This window comes from Neobacillus terrisolis (genome assembly GCF_051233475.1).
Taxonomy (GTDB): Bacteria; Bacillota; Bacilli; order Bacillales; family Cytobacillaceae; genus Bacillus_BU.
In genome coordinates, this window is the sequence record NZ_JBKFGH010000024.1 from 87,587 (window position 1) to 102,871 (window position 15,285).

At 38.4% G+C, this 15,285-nt stretch carries 15 protein-coding genes and 1 riboswitch; of the genes, 4 read left to right on the plus strand and 11 right to left on the minus strand.

Features of this window, described 5'->3' with window-relative positions:
• Positions 1 to 46: 46 nt before the first annotated feature.
• Positions 47 to 129: riboswitch (cyclic di-GMP riboswitch) on the minus strand.
• A gap of 121 nt (positions 130 to 250) precedes the next feature.
• From ACI48O_RS15535 to flgM, 6 genes are all read right to left on the minus strand, one after another.
• Positions 251 to 1,855, minus strand: coding sequence for a flagellin N-terminal helical domain-containing protein (locus ACI48O_RS15535; protein ID WP_435562747.1), 1,605 nt, complete (start codon positions 1,853 to 1,855; stop codon positions 251 to 253).
• Between the two features lie 802 nt (positions 1,856 to 2,657).
• Positions 2,658 to 3,305 (minus strand): C39 family peptidase, encoded by a 648-nt coding sequence (locus tag ACI48O_RS15540; RefSeq protein ID WP_435562795.1) that lies wholly within the window; start codon positions 3,303 to 3,305, stop codon positions 2,658 to 2,660.
• A 519-nt stretch (positions 3,306 to 3,824) separates the two neighbouring features.
• A complete protein-coding gene (flgL, locus tag ACI48O_RS15545) occupies positions 3,825 to 4,703 on the minus strand; it encodes a flagellar hook-associated protein FlgL (RefSeq protein WP_435562748.1) in 879 nt (292 codons plus the stop codon).
• A 17-nt stretch (positions 4,704 to 4,720) separates the two neighbouring features.
• A complete protein-coding gene (flgK, locus tag ACI48O_RS15550; protein WP_435562749.1) occupies positions 4,721 to 6,163 on the minus strand; it encodes a flagellar hook-associated protein FlgK in 1,443 nt (480 codons plus the stop codon).
• A 48-nt stretch (positions 6,164 to 6,211) separates the two neighbouring features.
• Complete coding sequence (locus ACI48O_RS15555) at positions 6,212 to 6,694, minus strand: flagellar protein FlgN (protein WP_435562750.1); 483 nt, start codon at positions 6,692 to 6,694, stop codon at positions 6,212 to 6,214.
• Positions 6,691 to 6,954, minus strand: coding sequence for a flagellar biosynthesis anti-sigma factor FlgM (flgM, locus tag ACI48O_RS15560; protein WP_435562751.1), 264 nt, complete (start codon positions 6,952 to 6,954; stop codon positions 6,691 to 6,693). The genes ACI48O_RS15555 and flgM overlap by 4 nt, the downstream gene beginning before the upstream one ends.
• Positions 6,955 to 7,109: 155 nt before the next feature.
• On the opposite strand from flgM, the gene ACI48O_RS15565 reads away from it, so the two are divergent.
• Positions 7,110 to 7,556, plus strand: a complete 447-nt coding sequence (locus ACI48O_RS15565; protein ID WP_435562752.1) for a PilZ domain-containing protein — start codon at positions 7,110 to 7,112, stop codon at positions 7,554 to 7,556.
• Between the two features lie 51 nt (positions 7,557 to 7,607).
• Here ACI48O_RS15565 and ACI48O_RS15570 read toward each other — a convergent pair whose 3' ends face one another.
• From ACI48O_RS15570 to ACI48O_RS15585, 4 genes are all read right to left on the minus strand, one after another.
• Positions 7,608 to 8,390, minus strand: a complete 783-nt coding sequence (locus tag ACI48O_RS15570) for a flagellar hook-basal body protein (protein WP_435562753.1) — start codon at positions 8,388 to 8,390, stop codon at positions 7,608 to 7,610.
• Positions 8,391 to 8,404: 14 nt separating this feature from the next.
• Positions 8,405 to 9,250 carry a flagellar hook-basal body protein gene (locus ACI48O_RS15575; RefSeq protein ID WP_435562754.1) on the minus strand — a complete coding sequence of 282 codons (846 nt, stop codon included), beginning with the start codon at positions 9,248 to 9,250 and terminating at the stop codon, positions 8,405 to 8,407.
• Between the two features lie 174 nt (positions 9,251 to 9,424).
• Positions 9,425 to 9,838, minus strand: a complete 414-nt coding sequence (locus ACI48O_RS15580; protein ID WP_435562755.1) for a flagellar basal body-associated FliL family protein — start codon at positions 9,836 to 9,838, stop codon at positions 9,425 to 9,427.
• Positions 9,839 to 9,878: 40 nt separating this feature from the next.
• Positions 9,879 to 10,322: a YaaR family protein gene (locus ACI48O_RS15585; protein WP_435562756.1), complete on the minus strand. Its 444-nt coding sequence runs from the start codon at positions 10,320 to 10,322 to the stop codon at positions 9,879 to 9,881.
• 96 nt (positions 10,323 to 10,418) lie between these two features.
• Between ACI48O_RS15585 and motA the strand changes: the two genes are divergently transcribed.
• From motA to ACI48O_RS15600, 3 genes are all read left to right on the plus strand, one after another.
• A complete protein-coding gene (gene motA, locus ACI48O_RS15590; RefSeq protein WP_435562796.1) occupies positions 10,419 to 11,216 on the plus strand; it encodes a flagellar motor stator protein MotA in 798 nt (265 codons plus the stop codon).
• Positions 11,194 to 11,913, plus strand: coding sequence for a flagellar motor protein MotB (locus ACI48O_RS15595; RefSeq protein ID WP_435562757.1), 720 nt, complete (start codon positions 11,194 to 11,196; stop codon positions 11,911 to 11,913). The genes motA and ACI48O_RS15595 overlap by 23 nt, the downstream gene beginning before the upstream one ends.
• Before the next feature lie 318 nt (positions 11,914 to 12,231).
• Positions 12,232 to 13,527, plus strand: a complete 1,296-nt coding sequence (locus ACI48O_RS15600) for an MFS transporter (RefSeq protein WP_435562758.1) — start codon at positions 12,232 to 12,234, stop codon at positions 13,525 to 13,527.
• 42 nt (positions 13,528 to 13,569) lie between these two features.
• Here ACI48O_RS15600 and ACI48O_RS15605 read toward each other — a convergent pair whose 3' ends face one another.
• The gene (locus ACI48O_RS15605; RefSeq protein ID WP_435562759.1) at positions 13,570 to 15,114 is read right to left on the minus strand and encodes a PucR family transcriptional regulator; all 1,545 of its coding nucleotides are present in this window, start codon (positions 15,112 to 15,114) and stop codon (positions 13,570 to 13,572) included.
• Positions 15,115 to 15,285: the final 171 nt, after the last annotated feature.

Below are 15,285 nucleotides of genomic sequence, written 5' to 3' on the forward strand. Positions count from 1 at the left end.
TCCTCCTATTAAAATGTGAAAAGCATTTGCGAAAAAGGCACTCTATTGTGGCAGCCCGGCTGACATACTAGAAAGGTTAGTCCCGCAGCTTTGCGTCTTACAGTTTCCCGTAATTTGCCCTTTTTCACTTTCTAAGGAAATCAAAGTTCCACATCACTCCTTTCCCCAAAATACAGGGTAAAAAGAAGTCCCTTTTTCTAAGAGACTTCTTTTTCATTTGAGTAAATAGAGTAATTAGAGTGTTAGGCTATTAACCACGAAGTAACTGTAATACACCTTGAGGCTGTTGATTAGCTTGCGCAAGCATCGATTGTGCAGCCTGAGAAAGGATATTATTCTTCGTGAATTGCATCATTTCTTTCGCCATGTCAACGTCTCTTAATCTAGATTCTGCTGCTGTTAAGTTTTCAGATGAAGTACCAAGGCTGTTGATCGTGTGCTCTAAACGGTTTTGGATTGCCCCTAATTTAGAACGCTCAGAGGATACTTTACCAATTGCACCATCTAACACCTTTAATGCGTCTTCAGCACTAACTTCACTCATTAGTGAAATGTTTACGCCGTCTTTCTTAAGCCCTAAAGCTACTGAATCCATCGCATTAATGCCAATTTCCAATGTTTGTCCAGCGTTCGCACCTACATGGATTGATACCGTATTGTTAGAAGATCCTACTGTAATTGTTGAAGTAGAAGCAGCTGCGATCGTATCTTTAAATGACAATTGTAAATTTGAAACTTCCACAACAGAGTTGGAACGAACAGCAATTCTGCCATCTCCAGTTCCAGCAGCAGCGTCTCCATTGATATCAACTTGTGCGATGAAGTCATTTGCATTTCCGGCAACTTGAAGTTGTTCTAGTCCACCATTTAGACCACCGTTCATTTCAGTGTTAAAAGAAGAACGGTCGATTCCCTCTGAAGATTTTGCATTAATCGTTAATGCGCTAATATCATTGGCAGCTCCTGATTGACCTGAAATGACCATTGCATTAGCAACGGAAGCTGATCCATCTAGACCCTCAGCACCTGTTCCAAGAGAAGTGAAATCTCCTGGTGCTGCACTCATCGATACGTCAGCTGCACCTAATGTGTTTTTAACAGAAGACATAAAGTCGTCTAGCGTGCTTTCTGCGGTAACAACATACACAGAAGTTTTTACTTCACCACCAACAACAGCAGATAGAGTGATTTCGTCGCCAACCTGCAAACCATAGTTTGAAATTCCGTCACCAAGATCAGTCATCTTCGTTCCACCCGTTACTGGTGCAGCTGCGCCACTGTGATCCATTAATGTTCCTGTTTGCCACATTGCTGCAGTAGCACTAGCAAGTGGGCCAGATGTTGTAACTGTTGTTGTTCCAGCAGCAGCTGTTGCAGAAGCTACTACATTATCAACGGAACCGCCTGTTGATTGAGCGAATTTCGCAGTTTTAGAAATATCACCGTTTAAGATTTTAAAGCTGTTAAATTCTGTATCAGAAGCAATACGGTCGATTTCACCGATTAATTGGTTTACTTCTGTTTGGATGTTTTCTTTGTCTTGTGTAGTTGATGTTCCGTTTGCTGCTTGGTTTGAAAGCTCACGAACACGTTGAAGAATGCTGTGTGTTTCGTTCATTGCACCTTCAGCAGTTTGGATTAACGAAATCCCGTCTTGCGCATTGCGCTGTGCTTGATCCAAGCCACGGATTTGCGCTCTCATTTTTTCAGAGATTGCAAGACCAGTTGCATCATCTGCTGCACGGTTGATTCGAAGACCTGAAGATAATTTTTCTAGGTTTTTTGCTGCTGCATTTGAGTTTGAACTAAGTTGATTAAACGCATTAAGAGCTGAAATATTGTGATTAATTCTCATTACTTCTTTTCCTCCCAGTTGCTTTATATTTTTATTTTTTGTCTTGCTAATATTAATTAACGACACTTTGTTTTACAGTGACGAGGGGCTGTTGAATGTTTTTGTGAAAAAATAAAAATAAAATAGGCAAATGTACCCAGAACGCTTGATGTATCCGGAAACATTTGCTTATTTTTCTATTAGGCTGTTTTAAATTGAGCTGGGCTGTTGATTGCAGAGAGAGGTGCTCCCTTTCCGCGGGCTCGTCGTCCGGCCAAAATTGTTAAAGTTGGTCATTTGAAGTGGTCATGTGACCAAAATAGAAGGGAAAAATCGCCAAAGTGGTCACATGTGAATATATACTAGAAGACGGACATGTAGAATAGGTCCATAATTGGCCAAAACGGAGCTGGAAAAACGCAAAAGTGGCCAGTAGGAGGTTTCCACTGGCCAAAATGAAGCTTACAAATCCCAAAAGTGGCCAGTAGGAGGTTCCCACTGACCAAAATGAAGCTTACAAACCCCAAAAGTGGCCAGTAGGAGGTTCCCACTGGCCAAAACGAAGCTTACAAACCTAAAAAGTGGCCAATAGGAGGTTCCCACTGGCCAAAACGAAGCTATCAAAACCAAAAAGTGGCCAATAGGAGGTTCCCACTGGCCAAAACGAAGCTATCAAACACAAAAAGTGGCCAATAGGAAGTTCCCACTGGCCAAAATGAAGCTAACAAAACGCAAAAGTGGCCAATAGGAGGTTCCCACTGGCCAAAACAAAGCTAACAAACCCAAAAAGTGGCCAATAGGAGGTTCCCACTGGCCAAAACTATTACCGAACAACAATAGCCTGACTGCCCATTTGTTCCCACGCGCTTATGAAACTTTCCCTAGCTACCTTTTGATTTTTAATCCCATACGGATTATTGATATAAATCGTTTCTCTGTCATATCCGGTTATCACAACGCTATGCATTTTATAAGTAACATCAACCAAGCCCTGCGGAGTTTGCCATGTTTGCAGATCCTCCAACGGCGCCAAGGTAGTAGTTGAAATCACCCAGACCGGGTTCCCTTTGCCTACCTCTTCAAGGATTCTCTCAAACGGCAGGTTGGTGAGGTCTGCCACTTCCGCCCTGTCGCCACTGAAAGTTTTGGCTAATTCAAAAATCGGACGATGATACACACCTAAGCCGGGCCCTTCTTCCATATTGCCGACGAAGCCTAAATTGGGATTGCCGAATTCTCCATTTTGATATTGTAACGGAACTCTTGCAATCGCTTCTGCCAATTCATTTTTTGTAACGTGAATTCCTTTAAAATTTAACAGCATTGCTAAACTAGTAACCTCACAGCCATTATACAGCCGCGGGGGATCATTTTGATTCAACAGAGGTACATCCAGCTTGATTTCGTGCACGATTTCATTCGTAATGATTTCTTTCGCTTCTGCTATTGGTGGATTTACTCTAATAACCATAGAAGAAAACACCTTTTCTTCTAAAAAAAAATACCCTAAACCAATAAAGATCATGGAGCTCATAATGATTACTCCAAAATCGACTGTATATTTATTAGACAATGGAATTCCCTCCGATCATCATTGGTCCTTTGTGGTTTTACTCTGTTAATTTAGTCTGTTGATTTCCGCTCCGGGCACTCGCTTTCCGCGGGGAGCTCCTGGAGCCTCCTCGGCGCTTTGGCGCCTGTGGGGTCTCCAGTGACCTCTATATCCCGCAGGAGTCGAGTGCCCTCCGCTCCAATCAACAAAATGCTCTAAAATCAACATCGGTCTTTAACAAAACCTTTAGTTTAAGAAAACTTTTCTTCTATTATATATAAGCCTATTTTTAGGAGATTCCTATTAAAGGAAATTCGTAGAGGAAGCTATAATTGTAAAGGGTGAACCAAAGGCAGTTTCCTTTCCCTTGGTTCACCCTTATATATAAAAGGGGCGGAGATTCATGCTGAGTCGGGAGAGACTACACATGTTAGTTCCTTATCTTAAAAAATCAACGAGTGTTTGCTGAATCGCCTTTGCCCCTGAAGATAAGGCTGCATTGAGAATCGTTTGCTGTGTTGTAAAGTCGGTTATCACCTTCGCTAAATCCACATCCTCTGTTTTAGAAAGCAGTTTTTGTGTATTAAGCTCGGTCTCTTGCAGGCGGTTTAAACCCATTTCCAATTGATTAACATTTGAACCCACAATGGAGCGGTGTGCCAATAAATTATTCATCTGTTTATCGACACGGTTTAAAAATCTTTCTGGATTATTTCCATTTTCAAGCTCGAGCGCGATTTGCTCGACAGTTTCAAACAAATTTGCATCTTCGCTCTTGAAATTAAAAACATCGGTACCATTAATATTCACTTTCATATATTGGTCTTGTCCAATATTCCATGAAAGAACATTCGTGTTTGTACTTGCGAAAGCTCCATTCAAAAAGGGAGCCGTATCCGTATCGGTACCGGCAAACAAAAAGCGGTCTCCCATTCTCGCATTGGCAATATTGCCAATCTGGTCCTTTAAAGCGCGAATTTCTGTAGCAATCGTGTTTAAAGAATCTTGGTTATTTACCTCATTACTGCCTTGAACCGTCAATTCTCGTACCCTTTGCATTACCTGCGTTAATTCATTGAGGGCATTATCTGTTTTTTCCAGCCAATTTAAACCGTCTTCCGTATTCCGTTTAAATTGCTCAATTTCTGTTAAGGCAGAGCGATGGGACATAATTTGAACCGCTTTAACCGGATCGTCAGATGCTTTATTAATCGCTTTACCGGAAGCGATTTGCTCTTGGTACTTGCTCATCGATCGATAATTCTGCTGAATATTCTTGATTACCTGGTTGCTTAACATGTTTTGAGTGATTCTCAACCCGCTTACCTCCGCTCTTAAATTCCGACTCTTCCGGTTCCGTTTATTAATTTATCTAATACTTCATCGACTGCCGAAATATATCGTGAAGCCGCATTATAGGACTGCTGAAACTTGACCATATTCGTCATTTCTTCATCAATCGAAACACCGGAAACAGATTGGCGCTGATTTTCAGCCTGTTGAACGAGTATTTCGAAGTTATTTTCCATTTGGGTTGCCTCTTGGGTTTTGATTCCCGTTTCGCCTACAATGGAACGATAAAAATTATTCATCGTTGTCGATTGATTAGAAAAGTTTATATTTTTAAACTTTAGATTGTTAATTAAATTAGCGTTTTGTGCATCTCCTGCATTCGCCTCTTTAGCGGCTGCAATTTTATTTAAAGATGCCATGATAGTAGGATTTACGGTAATCTCGCTGGCTTTTGTTGGATATCCTGTTTCACCCTTGATGACGAAAAATGAAAAACCATCTATCGTCGCATTTGGATCTGCTTTTCTATTTTGAATGTCATCTAAATTCAAAGCAGTTTCGTGAATTTGATTAACTTCCCTGCTAAAAACCTCAACAAGCTGATCAATTTTTGACATAAAAGCAGGAATGTCTTCATTTAAAGCTTCCTGCATTCCCGCTATTTCACCTGATGTCAGTGAAATGTTGTTTCCGGCCAATAATACCGTGTTATTAGCTTGATCATATGAAACTGGGAATGTTTGATTACCCTGAACTAAGGTCTCCTTGCCAATTAGAATATTGACCATTCCGTTTTCAGCAGGTTGGACTTGAATATCGGCCAGCTTCGAGATTTGATCAATTAACACATCTCGTTTATCCATTAAATCATTAGGTTGATTTCCCGTGGCTACAATTCTAGCAATTTGCAGATTTAATTCACTAATCTGCTTCGTTGTATTATTTAATTCTGCTACTCTTGTTGAAATATTGTTTTTTAAATCCTCGCTTATATTTTCAATTGAATTAGAGATTTGATTAAATTTATCAGCTAATGCTATTCCCTTGGAAAGGACTGCGGCCCGGGCTGCAATGCTGTCAGGCTCTTTCGATAAATCCTCCCAAGACTGCCAAAACTGATCAAACGACGTTTGCAAGCCGCTATCAGATGGTTCGTTTAAAGTCTGCTCTATTTTTGAAAGGGTATCATGCTTAATATTCCAATAGCCAAGCTGCTGGTTTTGACTACGAAATTGTCCATCCAAGAAGGAATCCCTCATTCGGATAATTTCTTTCGTTTCAACACCGGTACCGATCTGCATTGGACTTTTTCCTACATTCAAACCTGGGTAAGAAAGAGGATTGGTAGCTTCCGACACCGCGTTTTGCCTAGTGTAACCTACCGTATTCGCATTCGCGATATTATGACCTGTCACACTTAGTGCAGTTTGCTGATTAAAAATGGCTCGTTTTCCAATTTCTATCCCATGAAATGTAGAACGCATTTGAGTTCCTCCCAATTATGTTGCTATGTACAAGCTGTGAAATGGAGCTTACGCTTTTAAATCAAAATAGCTCCTGGAATAATTCGTTTCTTTTTTATTTACGTTATTTTTCGCCGAATAGGTAAGCGGCTGTTCTTGCCTCTGTGCAAACAGCTCCAGCATTCTATTGGTATATAGTAAAGCGGAATGAATGAGCTGCTTATTAGTTGCATGCAGAGTCTCAAGTTCATTAAGCTTTAACTTCAATTGACTTTGATAGGAGATCAGCTCTTCTTTTTCTTTTAAAATAGAACGATCCCCAATAATCTTGGTAAGGGATAGCGATTGATAAGAAAGGGTTTCTTCCTGCCTGCGTTCTTCAAGAGAACTAATTTCTTTAATCAAAGCTGACTCCTTTGGAAAAACAGACAGCAGCCGCTCATTGTCTCCACTGATTAATGCCTCTTGCTTCTCTTTTCCGACGGCTAAAAGGTGATCATAAACCGATACCATTTCCTTAAGAATTGCTTTTAGTTGATCAAGTGATTTCATTGTTCCGTTCCTTTTTTCCAATCAGCCATTAATTTTTCGGCGATCTTTTCACTGTCAATTTTGTATGTCCCATTTTCGATTTGATTTTTCAAATCTTGAATTCTTTTCTCTTTTTCAACCTGTAATTTTTCTTGTGCAGTAGATGAAAATTCAATTTTATCAAGCTGAACTTTTTTTACCGGTTCTGGATTACTCGCTCGATTGACTTGATTTTTATATGATTGATAGGCATTTATTCGATTTACATCATTAATTTTCATATTGCTCTCCCCTTTCTAATTGACCGAATCCAAGTTATTTATTATTTATTATCGACATTTTTTCGAGAAGTGTTTAGACCTTGCGTAAAGGTCTTTCCAGAATGAACGATTAATGATATGTTTTTTATGTCAATATCTTACAAGGAGTGGATACCTTGAATACTACTTATGCCATCATTGCGTTAATTGCTCTTTTATTATTCATTAGTATTTTTTCTTTCCGCATGATTTCAAGGAAAAGACGCAAACTTCATCTGCAACGAAAAAATAAGCGAAAAGCGTTCCGCCTTAGTTTTATTGATAAAGAATGTACGATTCGACCAACCGCGTCTGTTGAGCCTACGTTTGACGGATTCCTCCGTGACATCAGCTCAAGCGGGATGAAAGTCATTTCTTACGAGGACTTAGTCGGCTTGTATAAAGTGAATGTCATTTTTGAATTAGAAGAAGTGTTTTCAATAAATGGAGTCATTAAAAGAAAAAAACCGTTAAAAAATGATACGTTTGAATATGGGATTGAGTTTGTTTCTCTAGATGAGGATACTGAACAAAGGTTATTTAAAATCCTTTGGGATAAGAGCAGGGAAAAAGTAATCATCTAACAAGCTAAAAAGAGCCAATTGGCTCTTTTTTTATGCTTGTTTCCAGAAGACTTAGCTTCTGATAATGCCATTGGCAATTCCCATCATCTGATCGGCGAACGAAATCGACCGTGAATTAAACTGAAACCCACGCTGTGTTGTGATCATGTCGGTCACTTCTTTGCTTAAATCGACATTGGATGACTCTAAATATCCTTGTTTGACTTCTGAGGTGTTCATTACGATGAGCTCATTTTCATTTCCAGTAAAGCGATACATATTTCCACCTTCACCGCTTAATTTTTGTGGGTTAATAAAATCTGTGACGCCAAGTTGCTGGTTTGTTGCTCCAATCGTCCCATTTTCCGTTACGATAAAATCAGACCCATTTGGTATTTCAATCGGGTTATTGTTTTGATCCAACAAAAAGTATCCCTGGGCATTGGTTAATCGATAGGAGTTATTGGTTGTCGGGCTTTTTTGGAAAGCTCCATCCCTTGTATATAGGACTTCATTTCCGCCTGCTTGTTGCTTACCAACCCGGAAATAGCCTTTTCCCATAATCATGAGGTCGAATGGATTATCGGTAGCTTTTGGGACCCCTTGATCTAATATCAATTGATTCCCACTAACATGGACCCCAAATCCCTCGCGGATACCAAAGGGGGTTCCTCTTCCAATCTCTTGTTGCCTTGCCTTTTGATTTTCGATAGAAATCGCTAAATTTTCTTCAAAAGAAGTTTCTCTTCGTTTGTATCCAGTCGTATCGACATTGGCAATATTATTTGAAATCGTATCTAACTTTTTTTGATACGTATTTAAGCCACTAGCTGCAATATAAAGAGAGCTGCTCATGTATGAATCTCCTTTTATAATCTTCCGATTGAGTTTAACAATTCGAGAGAACGGTCATAGGCCTGGAGCACTTTTTGATTAGCCTCATATAATCGCACATTCTCCATCATATTGGTCATTGTCATCGCCCCATCAACATTCGATTTTTCAATCATTTTGTGATGTAGCTGAACACCCGCTGGCAGTTGATTTTCGATCGGGGGCGTTTGCCCGTCAAGCTTGAATAATCCATTGCCTTCTTTGATCAAGTTATTGGGATTATCAATCAAGACGGTTCCAATCGTGTCGAGTACTTCCCGCTTGGCAGGGTCATCCGGTGATAGAACAATCTCACCTGAAGCGGTAATCGCAATGTTACCGGAGGCAAGCTCTGAATGAGCTTTGAAAGGTTGACCGAGATTGTTTAAAACAAAGGATCCATCCATCGTCCGCAGTTGCCCGGCATCATCCACTGTAAATCTTCCGTTACGAGTGTAGCGAATTTCTCCATTTTGATTGGCCACCGCGAAAAAAACACTCGGTTTCCCTTCAGCTTGCATCGGTATATTCCGATCATCAATTGCGACATCAAGCGGATTATTGGTTGTAACGAGATCACCCTGGATAAAACTAGAAATATTTTCTTGTGCGTAAACTCCCTGCTGCATCGAGCCAATCCACGAATATCCTTTTGGAACTGTATTTGCACTTTCGTTTAAATCATTGACTCTTTGCAGAAGAAATTCAGGAAATGCTCTCATCGTAGTATCTACTTTTTTATAACCCGGTGTTTCCACGTTTGCTAAATTATTAGATAAAGCTTCCTGTCGTCTTTGCAAAGCCAACATTCCTGAAGCCGCTGAGTCTATCCCTCTAAGCATGATAGTTATTCTCCTTTATTAAATGGCTGTTAATGCTCATTGTTGATCTTCGCTGCAGGCGCGAGACTCCTGCGGGAGAAGGTGTCGCGGAAGACCCCACAGGCGCTAAGGCGCCGAGGAGGCTTCCGGACTCCCCCGCGGAAAGCGAGCGCCTGGAGCGGAAATCAACAGAGCCTATTGAATAAGTAATTCAGTCGTGTAAACATTGACAACCTGACCTTGATCAAATCGTTCATTCAACGTTTCCTTTATTTTTTTCTCAAAGGATTCAATATCTTTAAATTCTTCCTTTGTCGATTTAGAAAGGAGCTTAATAATATCGCTTTCGATAATCGGGACGACTTTTTCTGACTGCTTCTTTGTTTTCTTAGAATCCATCTCAATCGAAAACTTAACCTGGATTAAATGGTCCGAGTTTAAATTCGTGCTGATTTGTTTTGTCTCAATTGTTTGTTCTGCAAGCTCTTCGAGAGTCACTCCATCTGATTTCGCCAAAGCTTCATTCTTATTTTGGAAGTAAAACATTCCACCCAAAACCAAAACAGATAAAATAGCACTGATCAATAAAGATTTCTTAAGTTTTTTCATCTTTTAACTCCCTCGCCGCTATTATTGCTAGAAAGGAGAATTATAAATACAGATCGAGTAGCAGACCCCTAATTTCCCCCATCTTATCTAGCAAACTAATATTGTTGCTTTCTTTTTCCAAAATCTCCTCGGAAAGCTCCAATAAATTAGTATCAATCTCCTTAATTATTAATAACGACCGTTCTTTGCTAGTCATTGAGGAAAAAGATGTCGATAATTCTAAAGAGAGTCCATTTTTGACAACTTCTTGTAAAAAAGTCTTAATTTTTTGCTTATATGTATGAAGATCTTTTAACGTACGAGAACGTACGAGCCTTTCACCTTGTTTCGTTATCTCTTCCAAAAGGGCATCTAAATGTTCTTTTACGGAATCTGTTTGTTTTTCTAATAAAATTTTTTGAAAAGAGGATGAATCAGTTGTTTTTACTTCCTTTGGGGTAAACAATTTCTCCTTAGTGACACTAATTCCCTGACCTACCTTCATGTTCATGCTCCTTTCAAGCACCAATATATGATTGTCGAAAAATGGGTCTTTAAATACAATGAAATTATAAAATTATAAAGATAAAAAGAAAAGGAGATTTTAATGACTACCATTATCGGTCTTATACTTGCATTTGTGTTTATTGGATTAGGAATGTTGTTAAAAGGGGTTTCAGTTGAGGCACTGGCCAATCCCGCTGCTTTTTTAATTATTTTCGGAGGAACGTTATCTGCATTATTTGTTGCGTTTCCGCTCAGTGAGATCAAGAAATTTCCCATTTTATTAAAAATCGCTTTATTTGAACCAAAGCTCCCTACTGAAAAAGAAGTAATCGCAACAATTGTAGAATGGTCGATCGTCGCTAGAACGGAAGGAGTATTGGCTTTAGAAGAAATAGCCGATTCGATTGAAGATCCATTTTTAAAAAATGGACTGGAGATGATTGTCGACGGAAGTGACCGCGATCAAATGGAGGAAATTCTGCTGGATGAATTAGAGGCAACTTCAGAACGGCACAAGGTCGGCAGTTTGTTGTTCAGTCAGGCAGGAATGTACGCACCGACCCTCGGCGTATTGGGCGCGGTTGTTGGACTGGTTGCAGCATTAGGAAATTTACAAGATATGGATAAATTAGGACATTCGATCGCCGCCGCCTTTATCGCGACCCTTTTAGGTATTTTCTCTGGTTATGTTCTTTGGCATCCGATTTCGAATAAATTAAAACGGATTTCTAAAAAAGAACAGGATGTTAAAATCATGATGATTGAAGGGCTCCTGGCGATTCAAGATGGTTTGTCTCCTAAAGTCATTGAAAGAAAATTATCGGTTTATTTACCTTCAAGAGCACGCCTAAAGCAGGAGGAAAAAACAAGTGAAGAAGCGGAAGCAGCATGATCACGAAGAACATATTGACGAAAGCTGGCTCATTCCCTACGCTGACCTTTTAACATTACTACTTGCTTTGTTTATCGTTCTATTTGCCTCCAGCAATCTCAGCATGGAAAAATACCAACAAATCATGATTTCGATGAACAATGCCTTAAGCGGGCAAGGAAATAGCTCGATTAAACAAGAAGTGATCATTCCTAAAAAAGGTAATGACGAAAAAGAAGATAAACAGGAAGAAAATAGTGAGGAAGCAAAAAAATTACAAGGTTTATATCTTGAAATAGACAAGTACATTAAAGAACGTGGTTTGGAGAACGTCATTACGTTAAAGGATGAGCCAAAAGGGATTAAGCTTTCTTTAAAAGACGTAATCCTGTTTGAATCAGGCAGTGCCGAGTTAAAAGGAGATTCGTTAACGATCTTGGCGGGGTTATTGGACTTAATTAAACAGGTTCAAAATCCAATCAGCATTGAGGGCCATACCGATAACGTACCGATTACCGGAGCTCAATTCCAATCCAATTGGGAATTGTCTGCGGCACGAGCTCTTTCTGTTCTATACTTTTTTGAGCAACAGGGCATCCCTTCCAGCAAACTGCAATTTGCCGGATTCGGTGAACAAAAGCCCGTATTTTCGAATGATACAAGTGCCCATCGCGCGGCTAATCGAAGAGTAGATATCATCATTTTAAAGACCGAGTAGTTATTATTAGGCATAAATTGAAAAAAGGCTTCTGACATACAATGAAGATGATTTCTGTGCTTTACAGAGGTCATCTTTTTTACGTTTAATCAACAGGAGTATTACATAATCACCCAATTATGGAATTATTTCATTTCAATAAACGGTCATTTTTTACCTCTTTAGCTTGTTGCTTTACTAAATCAATATTCGCTATATTTAGAAATGATCACCTCTTCTTATTGGTAATTAACCTATACCAAGAGATAAGGTGTTTTTGTTTGCTGACGCTTTGTATCCAGAAACAGTTTTTTTGCTTATCTTCAAGGAGGAACTCTAATGAATCAATCTACAAGGAAAGAGATTCCCAAGGCTAGATGGTATTATCTATTACCAGTTTTTTTTCTAGTTAATTTCTTTGGCTTTATGGATCGTCACGTTATTTCTTTTGCATTACCAGGTGGGATGATCTGTGATCTCGGACTGACTGCTACTATTGCTGGGCTTGCATCAGGTATTTTTGCTGCAGGCGCTTTATTTTTACAAGTAACAGCAGGACAATTGGCTGCAAAAGGCAAAGTGAAAAGTTTTGTCACCTTTTCAATCATCGCTTGGAGTATATGCTCACTGTTAACTGGATTTGTACAAAATGCGTGGCAACTGCTAGCTGTTAGGTTTTTCCTTGGGGTATTTGAGGGTGCTTTATCTCCTGCTGTCGTTACACTAATAACATTTTGGTTTCCTGATAAGAACGGTGAAAGAGCAAAAGCTACCTCTATCTTTTTTACCGCAGTGTCTGTAGCCGGCATCTGTACCGGACCTCTTTCAGGAACGATTATAGAATATACGAACTGGCGCTTTTTGTTTATCATATTAGGTATTTTGGGGATGCTGACAGCTATTTTGTGGATGATTTTCGTTGCTGAGCGCCCGGATACAGCTAAGTGGCTTAGCAAAGAGGAAAGAAATTATATTGTAACCTCACTTAACGAAGAACGAGAATTTGTTAAACAAAAAAGCGGCGTTGATAATGTAAGTGATAAATTACCTCCAAGAATGCTATTAAGAAACAAATACATTTGGATTTTGTGTATTATCGGATTTTCTGTTAATTTTGGACAGTTCGGTTTCAGTATGTGGATGCCGGTGATGATTCAAAATCTAGGAATTGACAATATGGCTGTTATTGGCTGGATTGCTGTTTTACCAAGTATCGTCATTCTTCTTGGATTATGGGTCTGGACTTTCATCTCAACTAAAGTAAAGGATCGAAGACTTACAACGGGTATTCCAATACTATTACTTGGTTTCTTTTTAGTCTTGGGTACTTTTTTATCTGGAAATTTAATTTTAGGTATTACCATGATGTGTTTAACTTCATTTTTCATGCTAGGGCATATGCCAAGTTACTATACCCTTCCTTCTTTATTGTTTATTCAGGAACAAGATGGACCAGCTCGGGGGGTTATAGGAACCGCAATGGGCCTAGGTGCGTTTATTGGACCATATGTTGTAGGCAATTTGATGTCAGTTGCAGGATCGACAACTGCCGGGATGTATTTTTTAGGAGGAGTATTAACCGTTGGATTTTTAGCATCATTATTACTTCCCAAAAATATTGGAGCAATTGAATAATGATGAAAAAAACAAATACCCCTCTACCTGATGGGGTAAAAATTAAAACATCTCGAAATTCAAATAATTAAGAATCTCAAAGGAAAGCTGAAGATGCAATAATAAGTGATAATCTTTGAGTTTAATATCCAAAATCTCCTCTATTTTTCTTAATCTGTACAGTAAAGAACTGCGTTGCAAATGTAGTTCTTTGGCTGTTGTTGTCTGGCATTTTCCATTTTTCAAATATAACAATAAGGTCCTTGAAAGTTCTGGATCTTCTTCAATTAATTTCAAAAGCGCAGGATGGCAAAGGCTTTTGATATCCTCCTGATTTGCACATAAATCAATTAAGTGGTAAAACTGCAAATCTAAATACCGAAAAATATGCCCCTTCATATTAATTCTTTGTCCTAACTCCGCAGCCTTTTTAGCTTCGATATATTTTCTTCTGATGTCTGAAAGATTAGAAAAGTCTCTGCTTATCCCCGCAAACATATTTCTAACCGATAACAATTCGGTCAATTTTGAAAGCACATCCTGTGCAAATGTACTATCTGATGAAGATTCAAAAATCATGACAATGTTCCGTTCATACATGATACAAAAATTACACTTCACATTATGCAAAATCTTTGCTTTTAAATAAGTTAATTCACAATTCCGTTCAGAAACAGGTGTACTAACAACAACCAAAAAGTACTGATTGCTCATAGAATAATTAAGATAACTGGAAATTTTCTCAATTTCTTTTTGAGATAGACTTTTACCGCTAAGCAGGTCAGTAAAAAGGTACTCATACTTCATACTATCATTTAGAAGTAACATTTCATTTTTTTGCAATTCCAGTGTGATGATTCTTGAAAAAAAGACAATTAAATCGGAAGTTGCATTCGTGAAAAGATTATCAACTTCATAGACAGTAACCATAGCAACTTTTTTATTTTGAAACTTTAAATTATGTGAAATCATAGGACATGTATAACTTCCAGAAAATAACACGGGCTGATCATTCTCGTTCATTTTAGAAATATAATTCTTCATATCATCATAGAATCCATCTGAATTCATTATATATCCATTAACGATCGTTCTATCATCAATTCTTCTCCGCAGCTCAACATTTTCAGATTCGAAACTGGTCATTGCAAGTATTTTAAAGTTCCAGTCATTTATCCTTACAGGATTGCTGAATATGGTTGAAATTTTATCAACTAAACATTGTAATCCTTTACTCTCTTCCACGATCTCTAGCAATTCTTCCCAAATACCAGAATAATAACTGAATATATCCTGAAGTAAATCTGCTAACTCAATAGTATCTATAAAGGTTTCAATCAAGATTACTTCTGAAGTCTCGAAAAGTTTATGATCAAAGTTAAAATCCCCATCTTTTATACAAACGATTTTTTGAGGGATAACGCCTTTGTAATCTGATATCAAATAAGTTTGGTTTGTAATATAGAGAACATCAGAGTTAATTGACCGTTGGCTGTTTTTAAGAAATCTTATACTTGAAATATGTTTTTCTTCAGAAACCACTCCTGGAAAATAGGAAAATTTTATATCCGTTATTCTTTCTAATAACATCGGAATCGTTATCTTCATATGCCAGCACCTCCTTTAGCGGTATTATATTATACGCATTTATGTGTGTATATACATATTGAAGTGAATGTGAATCTTTTAACAATTGTACGATGAGGAGAAAAAAACTTCTAACATTTGTACGATGAATAACAAATGAGGATGAAATAAAATGAGTGAGAAATTATTTTC